General features: G+C 73.2%; 13 protein-coding genes. 9 read left to right on the forward strand and 4 right to left on the reverse strand.

Annotation, left to right across the window (positions count from 1 at the left end; all coding sequences use genetic code 11):
- Window positions 1-49: 49 nt before the first annotated feature.
- From wecB to ACFVFQ_RS12445, 6 genes are read left to right on the forward strand one after another with little or no spacing between them, the layout of a single operon-like run.
- Window positions 50-1,225, forward strand: a complete 1,176-nt coding sequence (gene wecB / locus ACFVFQ_RS12420; RefSeq protein ID WP_383413215.1) for a non-hydrolyzing UDP-N-acetylglucosamine 2-epimerase — start codon at window positions 50-52, stop codon at window positions 1,223-1,225.
- Window positions 1,222-1,872 (forward strand): histidine phosphatase family protein, encoded by a 651-nt coding sequence (locus tag ACFVFQ_RS12425; RefSeq protein ID WP_383413218.1) that lies wholly within the window; start codon window positions 1,222-1,224, stop codon window positions 1,870-1,872. Before wecB ends, ACFVFQ_RS12425 begins: the two co-directional genes overlap by 4 nt.
- A complete protein-coding gene (locus ACFVFQ_RS12430; protein ID WP_383413221.1) occupies window positions 1,869-3,419 on the forward strand; it encodes a GMC oxidoreductase in 1,551 nt (516 codons plus the stop codon). Before ACFVFQ_RS12425 ends, ACFVFQ_RS12430 begins: the two co-directional genes overlap by 4 nt.
- Window positions 3,416-4,642 carry a glycosyltransferase gene (locus ACFVFQ_RS12435; RefSeq protein ID WP_383413224.1) on the forward strand — a complete coding sequence of 409 codons (1,227 nt, stop codon included), beginning with the start codon at window positions 3,416-3,418 and terminating at the stop codon, window positions 4,640-4,642. The genes ACFVFQ_RS12430 and ACFVFQ_RS12435 overlap by 4 nt, the downstream gene beginning before the upstream one ends.
- Window positions 4,643-4,660: 18 nt before the next feature.
- Window positions 4,661-5,923 (forward strand): serine--tRNA ligase, encoded by a 1,263-nt coding sequence (gene serS, locus ACFVFQ_RS12440; RefSeq protein WP_383413227.1) that lies wholly within the window; start codon window positions 4,661-4,663, stop codon window positions 5,921-5,923.
- A 5-nt stretch (window positions 5,924-5,928) separates the two neighbouring features.
- Window positions 5,929-7,122 carry a hypothetical protein gene (locus ACFVFQ_RS12445; RefSeq protein WP_383413230.1) on the forward strand — a complete coding sequence of 398 codons (1,194 nt, stop codon included), beginning with the start codon at window positions 5,929-5,931 and terminating at the stop codon, window positions 7,120-7,122.
- Window positions 7,123-7,193: 71 nt separating this feature from the next.
- On the opposite strand, the gene ACFVFQ_RS12450 is transcribed toward ACFVFQ_RS12445, so the two are convergent.
- Window positions 7,194-8,036 (reverse strand): BTAD domain-containing putative transcriptional regulator, encoded by an 843-nt coding sequence (locus tag ACFVFQ_RS12450; RefSeq protein WP_383413233.1) that lies wholly within the window; start codon window positions 8,034-8,036, stop codon window positions 7,194-7,196.
- 783 nt (window positions 8,037-8,819) lie between these two features.
- On the opposite strand from ACFVFQ_RS12450, the gene ACFVFQ_RS12455 reads away from it, so the two are divergent.
- Window positions 8,820-12,521, forward strand: coding sequence for an ABC transporter ATP-binding protein (locus ACFVFQ_RS12455; RefSeq protein WP_383413236.1), 3,702 nt, complete (start codon window positions 8,820-8,822; stop codon window positions 12,519-12,521).
- Window positions 12,522-13,004: 483 nt separating this feature from the next.
- Complete coding sequence (locus tag ACFVFQ_RS12460) at window positions 13,005-14,735, forward strand: SulP family inorganic anion transporter (protein WP_383413239.1); 1,731 nt, start codon at window positions 13,005-13,007, stop codon at window positions 14,733-14,735.
- A 31-nt stretch (window positions 14,736-14,766) separates the two neighbouring features.
- Here ACFVFQ_RS12460 and ACFVFQ_RS12465 read toward each other — a convergent pair whose 3' ends face one another.
- From ACFVFQ_RS12465 to ACFVFQ_RS12475, 3 genes are all read right to left on the reverse strand, one after another.
- Window positions 14,767-16,356, reverse strand: a complete 1,590-nt coding sequence (locus tag ACFVFQ_RS12465) for a DnaJ C-terminal domain-containing protein (RefSeq protein ID WP_383413242.1) — start codon at window positions 16,354-16,356, stop codon at window positions 14,767-14,769.
- 4 nt (window positions 16,357-16,360) lie between these two features.
- Entirely contained in the window at window positions 16,361-16,768 is a 408-nt protein-coding gene (locus tag ACFVFQ_RS12470; RefSeq protein ID WP_383413245.1) for a hypothetical protein, read from the reverse strand.
- A gap of 149 nt (window positions 16,769-16,917) precedes the next feature.
- A complete protein-coding gene (locus ACFVFQ_RS12475; RefSeq protein ID WP_383413248.1) occupies window positions 16,918-18,057 on the reverse strand; it encodes an acyl-CoA dehydrogenase family protein in 1,140 nt (379 codons plus the stop codon).
- 166 nt (window positions 18,058-18,223) lie between these two features.
- On the opposite strand from ACFVFQ_RS12475, the gene ACFVFQ_RS12480 reads away from it, so the two are divergent.
- The gene (locus tag ACFVFQ_RS12480; RefSeq protein WP_383413252.1) at window positions 18,224-19,843 is read left to right on the forward strand and encodes an AMP-binding protein; all 1,620 of its coding nucleotides are present in this window, start codon (window positions 18,224-18,226) and stop codon (window positions 19,841-19,843) included.
- Window positions 19,844-19,845 lie beyond the last annotated feature (2 nt).

Consider the following 19,845-nt stretch of genomic DNA (forward strand, 5'->3'; position numbering starts at 1 on the left):
CGCACGAGATATGGACGTCGGGTCGCCCGTGGCACACAAGGGAGCACCCATGCAACGCCGTGTCGCACTGGTCGTGGGTACGCGGCCGGAGGCGATCAAAATGGCCCCCCTCATCCGGGAGTTCGACCGGAACCCGGACTTCGAGCCGGTCGTGATCTCGACGGGGCAACACACCGACCTGCTCGACCAGGTGCTGGCCGAGTTCGACATCACCCCCGACCTCGACCTCGGCGTGCGCCGGGTCACCCGGACCCTGGCCGAGCTGACCGGTGCGATGCTCAGCGCCGTCGACGAGGCCCTGGAGAAGTGCCGGCCGCACACCGTCCTCACCCACGGCGACACCACCACCACCTTGAGCACCAGCCTCGCGGCCTTCTACCGGATGGTGCCGCTGACGCACGTCGAGGCGGGTCTGCGGTCGGGCAACCGATGGGCGCCCTATCCGGAGGAGATCAACCGGCGGGTCACCTCGCTCGTCACCGACCTGCACCTGGCCCCCACTCCGGAGGCCAAGGCGAACCTGCTGGCCGAGGGCGTGTCGCCGGACACCGTCGTGGTCACCGGCAACACCGTCATCGACGCCATGCGGGAGATGCTCGACACCGCCCCGGGCTGGACCGACCCGGACCTGGCGGCCCTGGACACCGACCCGCGCCGGCTGTTGCTGTTCACCACCCACCGCCGCGAGTCGTGGGGGGCGTCCATGCAGCGCGTCGCGCAGACCGTGGCCGAGGTCGCCCACCGCCACCCGGACATGCTGGTGGTCGCCTGCGTGCACCCCAACCCCACCGTGCGGGCCGCGCTGATACCCGCGCTGCGCGACCGCGACAACGTCATCGTGGTCCCACCACAGCCCTACGCCACCTTCCTGAAGCTGATCCAGCGCGCCCACCTGGTGGTCACCGACTCCGGCGGGGTGCAGGAGGAGTGCACCGGCCTGGGCACACCCGCGCTCGTCCTGCGGGAGGTGACGGAGCGTCAAGAGGGCGTGGCGTCCGGGGGCGTGCTGCTGATCGGCACCCAACCGGCGCGGGTACGCGACGGCATCGAGACGCTCTGGCGGGACGCCGCCCGGCACTCCGCCATGGCGAACGCGATCAGCCCGTACGGCGACGGTCACGCGGCCCGGCGCTGCGTCGCCGCCGTAGCCCGCCTGCTCGGCCTCACCGACAAACCGGTGTCCGAGTTCCAGCCCGTGTCGATGGCCGAAGGGGACCCCCTGTGAACAGCGACGCCAACACCACCTACCTCGTGCGCCACGCGCAGACCGCCTACAGCGCCCATCACGTCGTCAACGGCGCCCTGCACGTGGACATCCCCCTCGACGACGCCGGGCGCGCCGCCTGCCGGCAGTACGCCGACACCGACTGGCTCGCCGACATCGCCTCCTGCCGCACCAGCGGCTTCGGCCGCACCCTGCAGACCGCCCAACTGCTGCTGCCCGGCGGCCGGGTGCCGATGTCGCCCGACCACCGCCTCAACGAGGTCGACTACGGCTCCTTCGAGGGCGGGCCCTGGCTGACGTACGGTGCCTGGCTGGTCGAGGCGGGCTGGGACGCGGTGCCGCCGGGCGGTACCGAATCCTGGCGGGGCTGCGTACTGCGCATGCTGGACGGCCTGTTGGGCTGCCTGGCGCTGCCCGGGCCGCGGCTCGTGGTCGGCCACGGGCTGCTCGGGTCGGTGGCCCGTTGGCTCGCCGGTCCGCATCCGCCGGTCGGTGACACCACCGCGCTCCCCGTCTTCCCCGAGGCGCCGTACTTGGAGCCGTTGGTGCTGGACGAGGAGGCGCTGCGGCGCCTGGTGGCGGAGGGCCGGCGCCAGTTCGACCGGCCCGCCGACCGCAGCAACGCCGGCCGGGCGGTGGCCCGATGACCGCCGACGCCCTCGTCGTCGGCTCCGGTGCCGCCGGCGGCTGGGCCGCGAAGACGCTCGCCGAGCGCGGGATCGAGGTGCTCGTCCTGGAGGCCGGCCCGTTGGTCGCCGGCGACCTCCGGGTGGACCGCGCCGCGCACGACGGCAGCCGGCAGCCGGTCCAGTCCCGCTGCTCCGCCTACGAGCCGGCCAACAGCCACCTCTTCGTCGACGACCTCGACAACCCGTACCGGACGCCGGACGGGCTGCCGTACCACTGGTTCCGCTCCCGCCAACTCGGCGGCCGGCTGCCGCTCTGGGCCGGGGTGTGCCTGCGGATGTCCGACCGGGAGTTCGGCGGCGCCGCCACCGAGGCCGCCGGCCAAGGCCGCTTCGCCTGGCCGATCCGGCACCACACCCTGGACCCGTACTACTCCCGGGTCGAGGCGTTCTTGGAGGTGACCGGCGGCGGCGAGCACTCACCGGCCGCGCCGCCGCCCACCGCGGGCCAGCGGCAGCCGATGACCCGCGGCGAGGCCCGGCTGGCCGCGGCCATCGGCGCGCGGTGGCCCGAGCGGCAGCTGGTCACCAGCCGGGTCGCCCGGGGCGAGGCCGGGGCGGTGCTCTCCGCGGCGCAGCGCACCGGGCGGGTCCGGTTGCGCCCCGACGCGGTCGTCTCCCACCTCGAACTGGACGCAACCGGCAGCCGCGCCACCGGAGTTGTCTTCGTCGACCGCCGCACCGGCGCCACCCACCGCGAGCGGGCCGGGGCCGTCGTGCTGTGCGCCTCCGCCATCGAGACCGTCCGCATCCTGCTCAACACCCGCACCCGGCACCACCCCGAGGGGCTCGGCGGCGACTCCGGCCGGCTCGGCCGCTACTTCCTCGACCACCTCGCCGGGGCCACGGTCAGCGGCACCGTCCCCGACCTGGACGCGGCGCCCCGCCCCCGCACCGAGCCCGGCTTCGTCCCCGTGTGCCACATCCCGGACTTCGCCACCGGCGCGGACCGCGGCTTCCCGGGCGGCTACGGCATCACCGTCTTCGCCCCGGAGACGCTGCCGCTCAACGCCGGGAGCGCCCGGTGGGCGTCGGCCAGCGGTGGCGTGCCGTTTCGCATGTGGGCCAGCGGCGAGGTGCTCCCCCGGGCCGACAACCGCATCACTCTCGCCGACACCACCGACGCCTGGGGCATCCCGCAGGCCCACGTCCGGCTCGCCCACCACGCGCCGGAGCGCGCGATGTTCGCCCACCAGATCGCCGCGATGACCGAGATGGCGGAGGCGGCCGGCTTCCAGCTCACCGAGGTCGCCGACGCACCGCTGGCGCCGGGGTCCTCCGTCCACGAGATGGGCGGCGCCGCCATGGGGGACGACCCGGAAACCTCCGTCGTGGGCCCCGACAACCGGCTCTGGCGGGTCCCCAACGTCCTCGTCGCCGACGCCGCTTGTTTCCCCACCGCCGGCTGGCAGAACCCGACCCTGACCACCATGGCCCTCGCCGCCCGCGCCTGCGACCTGCTCGCAGACCGGGCCCGCAGCGGGGAGTTGGAGCGTGAAGCGGCATGAAGATCCTGCTGATCAGCGACGTCGACGTGGAGAGCGGGCGCGGCCCGGTCACCCGACTCGCCAGCGTGCTACCGGAGTTGAGCCGGCGCGCCGAGGTCGTGGTGGGCATGCTCGGGGAGCCCGACGAGACCTGCCGCCGGGCCATCGAGACCAGTCAAGTCCGCGCCCATCCGCTGCCGTTCGCGATGCGTGGCTGGAGCGTGGTCGACCTGCCCGGGCTCGTCGGCCGGATCGAGGGCCTGGTCCGCCACGAGCGGCCCGACCTCGTGGTGCTCTATCGGGAGATCTGGGACCTGATGCACGCGCTGCCGCCGGTCCTGGCGCGCGCGGGCGTCCCGTTCCTGGTGATGCCGCACTCGGTGCCGTTCCTGGACGCGATGGCCCGCCCGACCCGTTCGTTCGCCTGGGACCTGTGCCGCAGGGTGGCCACCGAGCGCCGGGGCCACGCGCTGCGCTACCTCTTCACCCATGTCCACCAGGTGGGGCTGTTGCGGACGTTGCCCCGAGTGATGATCAATCAGACCGTCAGCGTCTATCTGCACGGCTACTTCCCGCAGGCCCCCACCGTCCACGCCCTTCCGGGATACGCCGTCGACCTGGACGCCATCCAGTCCGCCGCCGACGTCGAGAAGACCTACGACGTGGCCTTCATGGCCAAACTCACCGCGGGCAAGGGGCTGTTCCACCTGCTCGACGTGATGCGCCGACTGCGCCGGCTGCGGCCCGAGGCCCGCATGATCGTCATCGGTTCCTTCGAGAACGCCGCCGTCGAACGGAAGTTCCTGGCGGCCCGGGACCGTTACGGGCTGCGCGACGCGATCCACCTGGCCGGATGGCTGACCGGCGAGGAGAAATACCGCGCCCTTGGCTCCGCCAGAACGTTCTGCTACCCGTCGATCTCGGCTGATACCTTCTCTCTGTGCCTGCTCGAAGCGCTGGCCGGCGGCCTGCCGGCGGTCTGTTACGACGTGCCGTTCACCCGCGCGGTCTACGGCACCACGCCAGCGGTTCGTCGAGTGCCGTTCGCCTCCCGCTCGCTCATGGCGGGGGAACTCCACAGCCTTCTCGCAGCGCACACGCTGGAGTCCGCCAGCACCGCGGCCACGGAATTCGCCACCGGCTACAGCTCCTGGGGTGCCGTCGCCGACGCCGAGTTGGCCGCTTATGGGAACTTTCTCGGCCTGGTCGGCGCTGAGCCCCGAGCCGAGACAGAACATCGTTAGGGTAAACCGTTGCTTGACTTGAAGTTCATTCTCCAGAATCCGGATGCCGTAGCCGAGAACTGTGCGCGCCGCGGATACGAAGTGGACATCGAGCAGATCGTCTCGCTCGATCGGGAACGCCGCGAGACGACCGGCCTCCTCGACGAAACTCGGCACAACATCACGGCACTTGGCCGCGAGTGGAAGAACGCCACCGACAAGGACGAGCACCGGCGCAAGGCCAACGCCCTCAAGGAGGACCGCTCGCGCCTGGAGACCCAACTGGAGGGCATCGAGGAGAAGCTGGGGCACATCCTGGAGCGGCTGCCCAACATGCTGGACCCGCGGGTCCCGGTGGGCGGCGAGGAGAAGAACGAGGTCGTCCGGGTCGTCGGGGAGCCGACCACCTTCGACTTCGCCCCCCGCTCCCACGAGGAACTCGGCCGGCTCACCGCCACCATCGACATCCCGCGCGGGGTGAACGTCGCAGGCTCCCGCTTCTACCTGCTGATGAACGAGGCGGTCCAGATGCGCATGGCGCTGACCGACCTGTTCACCAAGCGCGCCCGCGAGCAGGGTTTCGACCTGGTCTCGCCGCCCTACCTGGCCCGCCGGGAGACCCTGTTCGCCTCCGGCTACCTGCCGTTCCAGGACAAGGACAACTTCACGGTCAACGACTCCGACCTGTCGCTGATCGGCACCAGCGAGCAGTCCCTCCTCGGCATGCACGTCGGTGAGATGCTCACCCAGCTCCCGCTGCTCTACCTCGGCGACTCGATGTGCTTCCGCACCGAGGCCGGCAGCTACGGCCGCGACACCGCCGGAATCCTGCGGGTGCACCAGTTCTACAAGCTGGAGCAGCTCATCTACTGCCACCCGTCCGAGAGCGAGCACTACCACCAACTCTGCCTGGAGAACGAGGAATGGCTGATGCGTGAGCTCGGCATTCCCTACCAGGTGGTGCTCACCGGCTCGCAGGACCTGGGTGCGCCCGGCCGCATGAAGTACGACACCGAAGCCTGGCTGCCGTTCCAGGAGCGGTACCGCGAGACCACCTCCAACACCAACATGGGGGACTTCCAGGCGCGGCGCGGCCGCATCCGCTACAAGATCGACGGGGAGAAGGGCTTCCCGCACACCATCTCCGCCACCGGGTTCTGCGACCGCCTGATCATCGCGATCATGGAGAACTACCAGCAGGAGGACGGCTCTATCCGGGTGCCCAAGCTCCTGGCGCCGTACCTCGGCACCGACCTCATCCCGGTCCGCCCGGTGGAACAACAGCGCCCCATGGTCCGGTAGGAGACATGACCCACGCTGCCACATCGCGCTTCGACGCGGCCTTATCCGACTACCTCCTCGCCAACAAGTGGTTCCGGGAACGGTGCGACCACTGCGGACGCACCTACTTCAGCAAGTGGCACCGGTCCTGCCAGAGCCCCTGGTGCCCCGGTTCCCGTCCGGCGGACCCGGAAGTGCGGGGCGCGGCCAAGCCGCCCCGGCCGCCGTCGATGCAGTGGCAGCGCCTGCGCCGCGCCCTCGCGGGCCGCGGTGTGCCCCCGTCGGCCATGCCGGACCTCAAGAGCGCGGCCCGCGACACCGATCTGGTCGTCTCGGCCCTGCAACACCTCGACCCGGTGGTGCACGACGGGGCGCCGGCCCCCGTCGGCCCGTACGTCCTGGCCCAACCGTGCGTGCGCTGGCAGTACTTGCCGACCGCCGGGCGGGAGGACGGCGTCTCCTCCTCGTTCGTCAACCTCTCGTCCCTGGAGGTGGGCGGGCCGGATCTCGTGGAGCGCCTGGCGCACCATCTCGACATCTGGCTGGACGGCCTGTCGGCCCTCGGCATCCACGCCCGTGACGTGACCATCGCGCTCACCGACGAGGACTGCGCGTACGGGCCGTACGAGGGGCGGCGGGCCGACGTGAACTGCGCCGGCGTGGAGATCGGCGAGCTGAACTGGTACTACCGCGTCGCGGACGCCGCGGAGCGCTCGCTGACCGTGATCGACTGCGGCTTCTCCCTGGAGCGCATCCTGTCGACGGCGACCGGCGTGCACGGCTACCACGCGGCGCTCTCGCCGATCTATCTCGCCGGCGTCAAGGACGGCGGCGTCGTCAACGACCGGGTGCGCACCCTGGCGTTGCTGTCGCTGTTCGGGGTGACGCCGGGCAGCCGCGGCCCGCGGCGGTACGCGCGACGGCTCGCCGACGAGCTGGCCGTGTCCCTGCTGAAGGGGATCAACCTGAGCGGCTGCCTCGATCACGCGGCCGGCTACTGGCGGCAGTTCGCGACGCCCACCGCGGCGCCGGCGGCGGCCCTGGCGACCGCCTGCGAGGCGGTGGAGCAGCAGGCGATCGCCCGACTGTCCGGGGCGCTGCGGATCGCGGTGCCGCCCCAACGGATGGCGTTCGCCGAGGTCGCCGACTTCCTGGCGGTCCGTGCCGGGGGCTGGGAGGGGGTGTCCCGGGCCGTCGAGACGCTGGCCGCGGAGGCATGACCAACGCCCGGGTGCACGGCACCGGCCGAAGGCCAGTTCCGTGAACCCGGGCGCGTCCAGGGGGTGTTGGGTCAGTGCAGCGGGGAGAGCGTGACGTCGATGACGTCGGCGTTGACGTCGGGCGGCAGGTCGCGGCCGCCCGGCGGGCCGGGCCGGCGCGGGAGCGGTGTGGGCACGGTGTCGCTCAGTATCCAGTCGTGCAACTCGCGCAGTTCCCGGCAGGGTTCGATGCCGAGCTCCTTGACCAGGAGGCGGTAGCCCTCCCGGTAGACGGTCAGCGCCGTCAGCCGGTCGCCGGAGCGGCTGAGCGCCAACATCAGCTGGAACCGCAGGCGTTCGTGCTGCGGATGGGCCTCGACCAGGCGTTGCAGGTCGGGCAGGATCTCCCGGTGCCGGCCGGTCTCCAGGAGCACCTCGAAGTAGTTCTCGGACAGCAGCAGCCGCAGCTCTTCCAGACATCGGATCTCCGCCGCCATGGCGACCGTGCCCATGAGGGCGGACAGCGGCCGGCCCTGCCACAGACCCAGCGCCTCGGCGAACAACGTGCCCGCGCGCTCGCAATCCTGGGCGCGCCAGGCGGCGTTGCCGTACCGCATGAGCCGTTGGCAGCGCCGGAGGTCGATCTCGTCCTCGTCGGCGGTGAGGAGGTAGCCCTTGCCGACGGTGTGCAGCCGCGGCTCGGACTCGGCCGCCGCCAGCGTGCGGCGCAGGCGTCCCACATAGAGCTGGATGTTCTTCACGGCGGATACCGGCGGATGCGCGCCCCACAGGGCGTCGCTGATTTCGGTCACCGTCACCTGTCGGTTGGCGTGCAGTAAGAGATACGCAAGGAGAATCTGTTGTTTGGTGCTGCCGAGGGGAAGTCGAGCGCTGTTCTGGGACATGGTCAAGGGCCCCAAGACAGTAAACTCCATCGTCGCTCTCCAGAGATGTTCTTAATGGCCGACGTCGATCCTGGACCCTGAGTTGGTTCCCGTTGACGCGGGACAAGAGCCGAATACCGGAGCGGTGCCCTGGCGGATGACCCGTGCCGTCTGCGGCCGGCACGGGGTGAGAGCTCGAAGTCGAGGGTGGGGGGTGGAAGTTGACGTGCGGCACCGCCGACTCCGGGTCAACCATATGTACCAGCCACCCACGAAAGTGCGGGGGCAATGCGGTGCAGTTCGCGCCAGATCGGTCGGCACCGTTGCACATGTTGCTTCTCACACCAACCGGAGTTCGGGCGAAAACTATGTGCCGAGGAGGCGAATCCGGGCGCGAACTTAACGCAGTTGCCACCGGCAACGCCGTGGGGGTGCCCGGCCTTCGGACCACCGAAACCAGGGTTTCGCAAAGGAATCGCAACTGCATATGACTGGCAGTAAGAGTGAAAGGTTGGCAGAAAGTGACTCCTGAGGCTCCGGTGGCCAGAAGTCGGCCTCCAGATTCGGCCGTGTGATCGTTACGGTGGTACCCGGACAACCCGACGACCCGACGACCTGGGGACAGCGCGTCATGACGGGGCGCGCGGATCTGCCACCGTCCCCCGGGGCGCCGCGCCCTCCCCTACCCCTTCACCTCGGAACCCGGTCTGCGGCGAAGGGAGACGCCCGCGCTCGGGCCCGCGTCAAGGAATCCCCCCAACCTCGCGATGAGCCGTGCCGTGCCGGGACGCAGGACGGACGTGAAGGACTCAAGTGGACCGCCAAGCTGCCCGCATGCCCCGTGGCTGGATCCGGAGGCTGTTTCGCTACTGCCGCCGGCACCCGCTCGCCCTGACCACCGTCGTGCTCGGCACCCTCGCCGGTACGGCCGCCACCGCCGCCGTCCCCCTGATCACCCGGGCCGTCGTGGACGACGTGATCGGCCACCGCCACCGCCCGCTCGCCCCGCTGCTCGGCGCGATGGCCGCCGTCGCCGTGGTCGGCTTCCTCGCCTCCTACGCACGGCGCCGCGCGGCCGGCCGGCTCTCCCTGGAGGTGCTGCACGACCTGCGGGCCGACGTGTTCCACGCCGTCGTGCACGCCGACGGGCGGGCCCAAGACCGGCTGGGCAAGGGACAGTTGATCAGCCGGATGACCTCCGACGCGGCCACCGTGCAAAAGCTGCTGTCCGACCTGCCGGTGATGGGCGGCGCGGCGCTGCTGTTCGTGTGCGCGCTCACCGTGATGGTCGTGCTCTCGCCCTCGCTCACGCTCGTCGCCGTCGCCGTCGGCCTGGCGGTGTGGTGGGTCGCCAGCCGGGCCTACACCCGCGTCTCGGCGGCGGCCTGGCACGCCCAGGAGGAGGCCGGCTCGGTCGCCACGGTGGTCACCGGGGCCGTGGACGGCGTCCGCGTCGTCAAGAGCTTCGGCCAAGAGGACCAGGAGGAGCGCAAGTTGCGGGCCGCGGCCCGCCGGCTGTTCGCCTCCCGGGTGCGGTCGGTGCGGCTGCGCAGCCACTACGGGCCCCTCATGGGGATGCTGTCGGCGCTGGGGCAGGTCGGGATCATGGTGGTCGGCGGCTGGCTGGCCATCAGCGGCGCCATCTCGCTGGGCACCTTCCTCGCCTTCTCGGCGTATCTGGCCCAGTTGATGGAGCCGACCATGCTGCTGTCCGCCATGGTGACCGAGGCCCAGCAGACCCGGGCCAGCGCCCAGCGGATGTTCGAGGTCATCGACGGCGACGCCCCGGACCGGCCGGCCGCCGGGGACGCCGCGGCCCCGCGGGCGGACGGCACCACCCCGCCGCCGGCCGGCCCGGTGGCCCTCGAACTGGACGGCGTGACCTTCGGGTACGACGACGGCCCGCCCCTCCTACGGGACCTCTCCCTCACGGTCGCCCCTGGGGAGACCCTCGCCCTCGTCGGGCCGGCCGGATCCGGCAAGTCCACCCTCGCCGCCCTGCTCACCGGCTTCTACCGGCCCGCCGGCGGCCGCATCCGGGTCGGCGGCCAGGACATCCGCCAACTCCCCCTGGATTCCCTGCGCTCCACCATCGCCGTCGCGCTCCAGGACGACTTCCTCTTCCGCGGCACCGTCCGCGACAACCTCACCTACGGCCGCCCCGACGCCACCGACGCCCAGGTCGTCGCCGCGGCCCGGGCCGCCGAGGCGCACGCCTTCATCGACGCCCTGCCGCAGGGGTACGACACCGAGCTCGGCGAGCGCGGGCACACCCTGTCCGGCGGCCAACGGCAGCGCCTGGCCCTCGCCCGGGCCCTGCTCTGCGACGCCACGGCGGTCGTGCTCGACGACCTGGCCAGCGCCGTCGACGCCGAGACCGGTGCGGCCATCGACCGCAACCTCCAGGAGGCGCTGCGCGGACGGACCGCGCTGATCCTCGCGTACCGGGAGTCCACCCTGGCGCTCGCCGACCGGGTCGCGCTCCTGGACGAGGGACGGATCGTCGCCACCGGAACCCACGCGGAACTCAAGGAACACCACCCCCGCTACCGCGCCCTGGTCGCCACCACCACCCCACTCGCCACGGCCGCCCCACCCGACCAGGACGCCCCGCCGCCCCTCACCACCGTCACCCCCGGCCCCTGGGCGAGGCGCATCGAAGCGGCGGGCGCCCGGCAGAACCCCGACGTGGCCGCGCTGCCCGCGGCCACCGACACCCCCGACATCGACGAACAAGCCGCCCGCCGCGTCGCCCCCGACTTCGGGCTGTCCCACCTACTCCGCCCGCTGGCCGGCCCGTTGGCGCTCTCCCTCGCCCTGGTCATCGCCAGCGCGGCCGGCATCCTCACCCTCCCCGTCCTCCTGCGCACCGGCATCGACCAGGGCATCGCCCGGTCCGACCTGCCCGCGCTGACCGCCGCCTCGCTGGCCGGCCTGGCCGTCGTCCTGGCCACCTGGGGCGTCAACGTGGCCAAGGACCGGGTCAGCGGACGCACCGCCGAACGACTCCTCTACACGCTCCGGGTGAAGGCGTTCGCCCACCTCCAGCGGCTGCCGTCGGACTACTACGCGCGCCAGGGCGCCGGCCGCATCATCACCCGGCTGACCGCCGACATGGAGAAGCTGTCGGCGTTCCTCCAAACCGACCTCACCACCGGCCTGTTCAGCCTGCTCTCCCTGGTCACCGTGGCGGTGGTGCTGCTGGTCATCAACGTCCCGCTCGCCCTCGCCGTGCTGGCGCTGCAACCGGCCCTGATCCTGGCCACGTTGGTCTACCGCGCCAAGTCCACCCCGGTCTACCTCCGAGCGCGGGAGCGGGCCGGGGCGCTGGTGACCTCGCTGGAGGAGAGCGTCGCCGGGCTGCGGACGGTCCAGTCCTACCGCCACGAGCACCGCAGCGAGCGGGAGTTCGCGGCCCGCAGCCAGGACTTCACCGCCGCCCAGTTCCGCACCCAGGTCCAGCTCGCCGGGTACTTCTCGTTCGTCCAACTGCTCGCGGACCTGAGCACGTTGCTGGTGCTGGCGCTCGGGGCGAGCTGGGTCACCGGCGGCACGGTGAGCGCGGGTGTGCTCGCCGCCTTCCTCCTCTACATCGAGCTGTTCTTCTCCCCCGTCCAGGAGCTCTCGCAGGCGTTCGACAGCTACCAGCAGGCGTCCGCCGGTCTGCACCGGGTGCGGGAGCTGCTCCGGGAGCCGGCCCCCCGGCCGCGCCCGGCCGGCGAACTCCGGCCGCTGCCGGCCCGTTTGGACGGCCCGATCACCCTGGACGGGGTGTACTTCACCTACCCGACCACCGCCCACGAGGCGCTGTCCGGCATCGACCTCGTCCTCCCGCCCGGCCACACCACCGCGCTCGTCGGCCGGACCGGAGCCGGCAAGTCCACCGTCGTCAAGCTGCTGTCCGGGCTGCACGAGCCGACCGCCGGCACCCTCCGGATCGGCGGCACGGACCTGCGGGACTACGACCCGGTCGGCTACCGGCGGCGGTTGGGCATCGTGCCCCAGGAGGCGTACCTCTTCGCCGGCACCGTCCGCGACAACATCGCCTACGGGCGGCCGGACGCCGAGGACATCGAGGTCGAGCGCGCGGCCCGCGCGGTCGGCGCCCACGACATGATCGCCGGGCTCGACCACGGCTACCACCACGACGTGGGGGACGGCGGCCACCGCCTGTCGGCCGGCCAACGGCAGCTCGTCGCCCTGGCCCGGGCCCAGTTGGTGGACCCGGACATCCTGATCATGGACGAGGCCACCGCGGCGCTCGACCCGGTCGCCGAGGCCGCGGTGGACCGCGCCCGCCGCCTGCTCTCCCGGAACCGCACGACCGTGGTGGTCACCCACCGGCTGCACATCGCGGCCCGGGCCGACTACGTGGTGGTGCTGGACGACGGGCGGGTGGCCCAGGCCGGGACCCATGCCGAACTGCTGGCCGCGGACGGGCGCTACGCCGATCTGTGGGCCGCCTCGGCCTCCTCGGAACGGTCCCCGGCGCCCGTGGTGCCGCCACTGGCCGACCCGGCCCGCGCCGGCACGTAGGCATCGAGGAAAGCGGAGGAAGCGAGGAAAGCGGGGGAAGCGGAAGAAGCGAAGGAAGCGCTGGAAGTCCGCGCCCGTTCAGTTCGCGCCCGCGTCAATCGGTATAGTCCGAAAGGCAGTTGGGCGGACTGTTCGGGCGGGCGGTTCGCCCTCGCCGGTGAATTCCCGAACCAGGTTTCTGTATTGCTCCGGCGTAACGCGTCTGTCAGCTTGGATATGCCCGCGGACAAGGGGTTGCGGGCCGTCGAGCAGTCGCGGACGGAATCGTCACCGTACCGGATGAATTCCGTCGCGCCACTTTTCCCTTCGGGCGTGCCACGGTTCCGCATTCCTCGTCGGAACGCTCCCGCACCGCGCGGGAATTCCGGCGGGAGGTCCGGTGCGCGCGCCCGGCAGGGACTTCCGGCAGAAGGGCGGATAGCCGTGCAGGGTCGGGGTTGTAGAGGTTTCAGCGGCGCCGGGGGTAGGTGGGGGCGTCGGCTCGTGCGGTTGCTACCGGGGCGGGCCGATCTCGCGGCGGTGCGCCGGGCGCCGCGCAAGGACCTGTTCGCCGGGCTGACGGTGGCGGTGGCCGCGCTGCCGCTGTCCATCGGGTTCGGCGTGGCGACCGGGTTGGGGGCCCGCGCGGGGCTGGTCACCGCCGTGCTCGCCGGCGGGCTGGTGGCGGTGCTGGGCGGCGCCCGGTTGCAGATCACCGGGCCGAGCGGGGTGGTCGCCGTGGTGCTCGCGCCGATCGCGCAGGAACACGGGGCTGCGGGGGTGCTCACCACCGGGCTGTTGGCCGGAGTCGTGCTGCTCGGCCTGGCGTTGACGCGCGCCAGTCGGTACGCGCGCTGGGTTCCGGCCCCGGTCGTGAAGGGCTTCGTGCTCGGCGCCGCCGTGGTGATCGTCGCGCAGCAGATCCCGCCGGCGCTGGGGAGGACGGTGCCGCACGGGGAGGCGGTCGCGGCCGCCGCGGCGCGGGCGGCGGCCGACTTCGTCGCCGAGCCACACTGGCCGGCCCTGCTCACCGCCCTGGCGACCGCGGCCGTCAGCCTGGTCGGGGCGCGACTGCGGCCGGCCGTGCCGTTCCCGTTGCTGGCCATCGCGGCGGCCACCGTCGTCGCCGGGGTCGCGCACCTGCCGCTGGCCCGGATCGGGCACCTTCCGACCGGGCTGCCCGCGCCGTCCGCCGGCTTCCCGGTGCCGTCCGAGGTGCCCGCGCTGCTGCCCGCCGCGGTGACGCTCGCGGTGCTGGTCGCCCTGGAGTCGCTGATGACCGCCGCCGCGGCGGACGCGCTGAGCGGCACCGAACGGCACGACGGCCAGCGGGTGTTGTTCGGCCAGGGCGTCGCCAACCTGGTGGTGCCGTTCTTCGGCGGGGTGGCGGCCACCGGCACCATGTGCCGCACCGCCATCAACGTGCGGTCCGGCGCCGCGTCCCAACTGGCCGCGCTGACCAATGCGGCCGCGCTCGCCCTGGTGGTGTGGAGCGCGGCGCCGCTGGTGTCCACGGTGCCGCTGGCGGCGTTGGCGGGCGTCCTGATCGCCACCGCGCTACGGATGATCGACCTCGCCGCGCTGCGCGCACTGGGCCGCGTCGGCCGGGGCCAGGCCGGGATCGCCGCGCTCACCGGGGCGCTGACCCTGGCCGTCAACCTGGTCACCGCGGTGGCCACCGGGATCGTGCTGGCCATGGTGCTGGCGCTGCGCACGGTGGCCGCGACGGCGCGCGTCGAGCACGTGTGGATCCCCGCGTGGGTCCCCGTGCAGGGTGCCCCGCCGCTCGACGCGCGTGCGCCGGCACCGGATGCACCGAGCGCGCCGGACCCAACGGCCGTACCCGGCCCACCGGATGCGCAGATCTCGGTCCACCGCTTCGCCGGCCCGCTACTGTTCACCACCGCCGACCGGGTGCTGCGGACGGTGCTCCGGTCGCGGGCCCAGGTGGTGGTGCTCGACCTCGGGCGGGTGACCGGCCTCGACAGCACGGCGATGCTCACCCTGGCCGAGGTCATCGACCACCATGCCCGGCGCGGCGCCGTGGTCCACCTCTCCGGGGTCCGCGACACCCACCGGCTCCACCTCGACGCCCTCGGCGTGCTGGCCAAACTGCCCGCGCCGGGCGCCCTGTTCGAGACCGCCGACGACGCCGTCGCACAGGCCCACCAGCGAAACCGCCCTCTCGCCGCCACCACCTCGCCGGAGGAGCCGCTGCCGCATCCGCAGAACTGACCGGGCGGGGCCGCGGTCCGAGCAGCCCCGCTCAACGGGCCGCGGCCACCCCCGCCTCGGCCCCCGCGTCGTCCCCCGCCAACTCGACGTGGATCAGCAGGTCCCCCGAACCACCGCCGCGCAGATGCCGGACGCCGTACCCGGCCAGCCGCAGCGTCTGCCCCGGACGCAGCCCGGCGGGGACCCGGACCGACCGCACGCCGTCGAGCGTAACCACCTCGACGGTGCCGCCCGCGCGGGCCAGGGAGCGCGGAATGCTCCGGGTCAGGTGCAGGTCGTCGCCGTGCCGCTGCAACTCCGGGTGCGGCAGCTCCACGACGTTCACGTACAGGTCCGCCCGCGGGCCGCCGCCCGGTCCCACCTCGCCCTCGCCGGCGAGTTGGATGCGGGTGCCGTGGTCGACGCCCGCCGGCACCCGCACGCTGAGGGTGCGCCGGACCCGCACCCGCCCCTCGCCCGCACAGTCGGGGCACGGTGCCGGGATGCGCACCCCGCTGCCCGCGCAGTGGGGGCACGGGACGGTCGGCTCCCCCTTGGCCACCCGGCCGTACGTGCCGGTGCCGGCGCAGAGGCGGCAGGCGTACACCGGTGCGTCGGCGGCGGCGCCGCGGCCCGCGCAGCCCGCACAGACCGCGGCACTGTCGAAGGCGAGTTCCCTGACCGTGCCAAGGGCCGTCTCGACCAGCGGCAGCTCGACGCTGACCAGCGCATCCGTGCCGCGCCGGGCGAGTCGCCCGAGCGAGGTCGAGAAGGGCGGATCGACACCGTTCCAGCCGTGGTCGAGGCGGTCGAACAGCGCCTGCTCGGCGGGCACTTCAGCGGTCGGCCCGGCGGAGGCCCCGGCCGACCGCCCCCCGGGCGCCCCGGCCCCGGCGACCGCCCGGGCCAGCATCACCCGCCCCTCCAACTCCACCCACATCTGGGGCCGTTGTCGTGCCCCGCTGCGGTGCAGGTGCTCGTACGCGTAGTCGTAGAGCTCGTTGACCGTGATGTGGCCGTCCCGGTCGGCGTCCGCGGCCCCGGTGCGCAGGCCCTCGATCAGGGCGCCGGTGAAGCGGGACGGCTGCGGCGCGGCGGCCTGGAGCTGGTCGCCCTCCCAGGCGTACTCGGTCCGGCTGGTCGCGGTGAGCACCGCCCGGCCGTGGCCGGCCAGTTCCTCCTTCACGTGCACATGGTCGTCGCCCTTGGTGCCGGGCAGGAAGGCACCGCTGTAGCAGCAGTCCAACAGCACGACGATGGTGCGGGCCCGGCAGCGGGCCATCTGGTCGTGCAGGAAGGCGGCCGGCACCGCGGTGGACGCCGGCAGGTCCTTGTCGGTGTCCCGGGCGGCGAAGTGCAGATGCCCCTCGTCGTCCTTGATGCCGTGGCAGGACAGGTGGAGCAGCAGCAGGTCCGCCCGGCCGCGGTGCCGGAAGAACTGTTCCAGGGCGCGCTTGACCTCGTACGACGTGGCGTCCACGTGCTGTTGGACGCGGAAGTCGCCGATGGCGGGGTCGCCGAGGACGGCGGCCAGGCCCTCGCAGTCCTGGCGCGGCGAGCGCAGCGGCCGCAGGTCCGGGCTGTCGTACTGGCCAGTGGCGATCAGCAGGGCGTCCCGGCGACCGGCGGGCGAACCGGGCACCGGATCACTCCTCGGGCTGCGGGTTTCCGGCCCGCTCGACCCGCTCCCGCACGAACGCGTCGATCAGTCGCCCCTGGTCCGCGCGGGAGGCGTGGGTCAACTCGATCCTCCCGCCGTCCAGTTCCACCGTGACGGTACGGACCGGGCGGTTGCGCAGCCAGGTGTCGACCAGGTTCAGCACCTGGCGGACGAGCACCGGGGCGGCGGTGACGACGAGGGCGCCGACCGCGATCGCCTCGGCGGGCTTGGCGCCGGCCGGTGCCGGCGCGCCGCCGCGGGCCAACTGCACGTCGGTCACGTCGAGTTCGAGCAGCGCGCGGCGCAACTGCTCGCCGAGCGCCGAAAGCTCCTCCGGATCGGTGTCCGACGCGCCCGTCAGACCGAGGGTCAGCCTGCTGACACCGGTGTTCATTCCGCCCCCTGCTCATGAATCGGAGCAGACAGTGTATGCGGCGGGCGCGGCGCCCGGGTCCGGAAGGGAGCGGGCGCCGCGGTCCCGTATATGCACGGCCGGCGGCGGGCCGGGGAGACGGAGACAACGGCCGGCCGTGCGGCGCCCGTTCAGGCCCGCGGTGCGGCGGTGCGGTACAGCTCCTTGGCGATGATCGAGCGCTGCACCTCCGTGGCGCCCTCGTAGATGCGCGGGGCGCGGACCTCGCGGTAGAGGTGCTCCAGGAGGTGGCCGCGGCGCAGGGCGCGGGCGCCGTGGATCTGCACGGCCGCGTCGACGACGTACTGCGCGGTCTCGGTGGCGAGCAGCTTGGCCATCGCCGCGCGGCGGGCGACGTCCGGGGCACCGCGGTCGTAGGCGGCCGCGGCCGCGTACACCAGCAGTCGGGCGGACTCCAACCGGGTGGCCATCTCGGCGAGTTGGTGGCCGACGGACTGGAGGTCCCTGAGCGGCCCGCCGAACGCGGTCCGGGTGCCGGCGTGCGCCACCGTGGCGTCCAACGCGGCCTGCGCCATGCCGACCGCGAACGCGCCGACGCTCGGCCGGAAGAGGTTCAGGGTGCGCATCGCCACCCCGAACCCGCCGCCCACCTCACCGAGCACGTCCGCGGCGGTCACCGGGGTGCCGTCGAAGACCAGGGTGCCGATGGGGTGCGGGCTGAGCATGTCCAGCCGTTGACCGCCCAGGCCCGGGCGGTCGGCGGGGACGAGGAAGGCGGTGATGCCGCGGGAGCCGTCGGCGCCGGTGCGGGCGAAGACGGTGGCGAAGTCGGCCTCCGGGGCGTTGGAGATCCAGCACTTCTCGCCGGACAGCCGCCAGCGGCCGGGGCCGTCGGGCGCGGCGGCCAGGGCGAGCGCCGCGGCGTCCGAGCCCGCGCCGGGCTCGCTCAGCGCGAAGGCGGCGACGGCCCGCCCGGCGGCCACCTCCGGCAGCCAGCGGCCTTGTTGCTCCGCGGTCCCGGACTGGACGATCGGGCAGGCCCCCAGCCCCTGGAGCGCCAGCGCGGTCTCCGCCTCCGTGCACTCCTGCGCCAGGGACTCCCGCAACAGGCAGAGGTCCAGGGCCCGCGGGCTACCGCCGTCGGGGAAGAGGCGGCGCAGCAGCCCCAGTTCACCGAGGGCGGCGACCAGCGGCCGGTTGACCCGGCCCAACTCCCCCCGTTCCGCCAGGGGGCGCAGCCGTCCAGCCGTGTCGGCGCGCAGTCGGGCGCACCATTCCTCCTGCTCCGGTGCCAGTGCGAATGCGGTCACAAGGCGGCTCCCTGGTCAGCGGTACCGGTCGCGGCGACGGCCCGGCGACCGGTTATCGCGGTCTGTTGACTGCCGTCACGAAGACGTTACGCTGACGGGGATCCGTTCGGCAGTCCCTTCCCTTAACGACCGGCCGCGCGGCGGCCACCTAGGGGGCGCACCCCGCATGGAGCTCCGGCCCTCGGCCCACACCGACACCTTCACCCGCGACCGGCTGCCGCCGCCCGAGCAGTGGCCGCACCTGACCGACCTGGGCTATCCCGACCGGCTGAACTGCGGCGCGGAGCTCCTCGACGGCACCATCGCGCGGCTGGGCGCGGACCGGCCCGCGGTCCTGGCCGCCGACGGACGGGCCTGGTCCTACGGGGAGTTGCGGGCCCGGGTGGACGCCCTCGCGCATGCGCTCACCGACCGGTTGGGCGTGGTGCCGGGCAATCGGGTGCTGCTGCGCGGCCCCACCTCGCCCTGGCTGGCGGCCTGTTGGCTCGCGGTGATGAAGGCCGGCGCGGTGGCGGTGACGGTGCTGGCGGCGCACCGCCCGGACGAACTCGCCACGATCTGCGACCTCGCCCGGGTCGGGCACGCGCTGTGCGACGCCCGCGCGGCCGACGACCTGGTCCGGGCCGAGGTCCCGGGCCTGCGCATCGCCACCTTCGGCGGGGAGGGGCCGGACGATCTGACGCGGTGCGCGCGCCCCGGCGGCGCGCCGTACGAGGCGGTGCCGACCTCCTGTGACGACGTCGCGCTGATCGCCTTCACCTCCGGCACCACCGGCCGCCCCAAGGGCTGTCTGCACTTCCACCGCGATGTGCTCGCCATCGCCGACACCTTCTCCGCGCAGGTGCTGCGGCCGCGCCCGGACGACGTGTTCGCCGGCAGCCCGCCGCTCGGCTTCACCTTCGGGCTGGGCGGACTGGTGATCTTCCCGCTGCGGGCCGGGGCCGCGGCGTACCTCGCCGAATGGGGCGGCCCGCGGCGGCTGTTGGGCGACATCGCCGCGCACCGGATCTCGGTGCTGTTCACCGCGCCGACCGCCTACCGGGCGATGCTGCCCGAGTTGGCCGGGCACGACCTGTCCTCGCTGCGCCGCTGCGTCTCGGCCGGCGAGAACCTGCCCGCCGCGACCTGGCGCTCCTGGCACGAGGCGACCGGCCTGCGGATCATCAACGGGATCGGCGCGACGGAGCTGTTGCACATCTTCCTCTCCGCCGCCGACGACGCGATCCGGCCGGGGACGACGGGGCTGCCGGTGCCCGGTTTCGAGGCGCGGGTGGTGGGCCCGGACGGCGAACCGGTGCCGGACGGCGAACCGGGCCTGCTCGCGGTCCGCGGCCCGACCGGCTGCCGCTACCTCGCCGACCCCCGGCAGACCTCCTACGTCCGCGACGGTTGGAATCTCACCGGCGACACCTATGTCCGGGACGGGGACGGCTACTTCCGCTATGTGGCCCGCGCGGACGACATGATCATCTCGGCCGGGTACAACATCGCCGGGCCCGAGGTGGAGGACGCCCTGCTGCGGCACCCGGACGTGACCGAGGCGGCGGTGGTCGGGCGGCCCGACGAGCACCGCGGGGAGGTGGTCGTCGCCCATGTGGTGCTGCGGGACGGCGCCTCGCCCGGGGAGGAGACCGTCGCGGCGCTGCGGGAGTTCGTCAAGTCCCGGATCACGCCCTACAAATGCCCGCGCGAGGTGGTCTTCCACACCGCGCTGCCGCGCACCCCCACCGGCAAGCTCCAGCGCTTCCGGCTCCGCGGGCCCGAAGCAGGGCCTGCCCTAAAGTGATC

The sequence above is a fragment of the Streptomyces sp. NPDC057743 genome, assembly GCF_042798755.1.
In the GTDB taxonomy this organism is placed as follows: Bacteria; Actinomycetota; Actinomycetes; order Streptomycetales; family Streptomycetaceae; genus Streptomyces.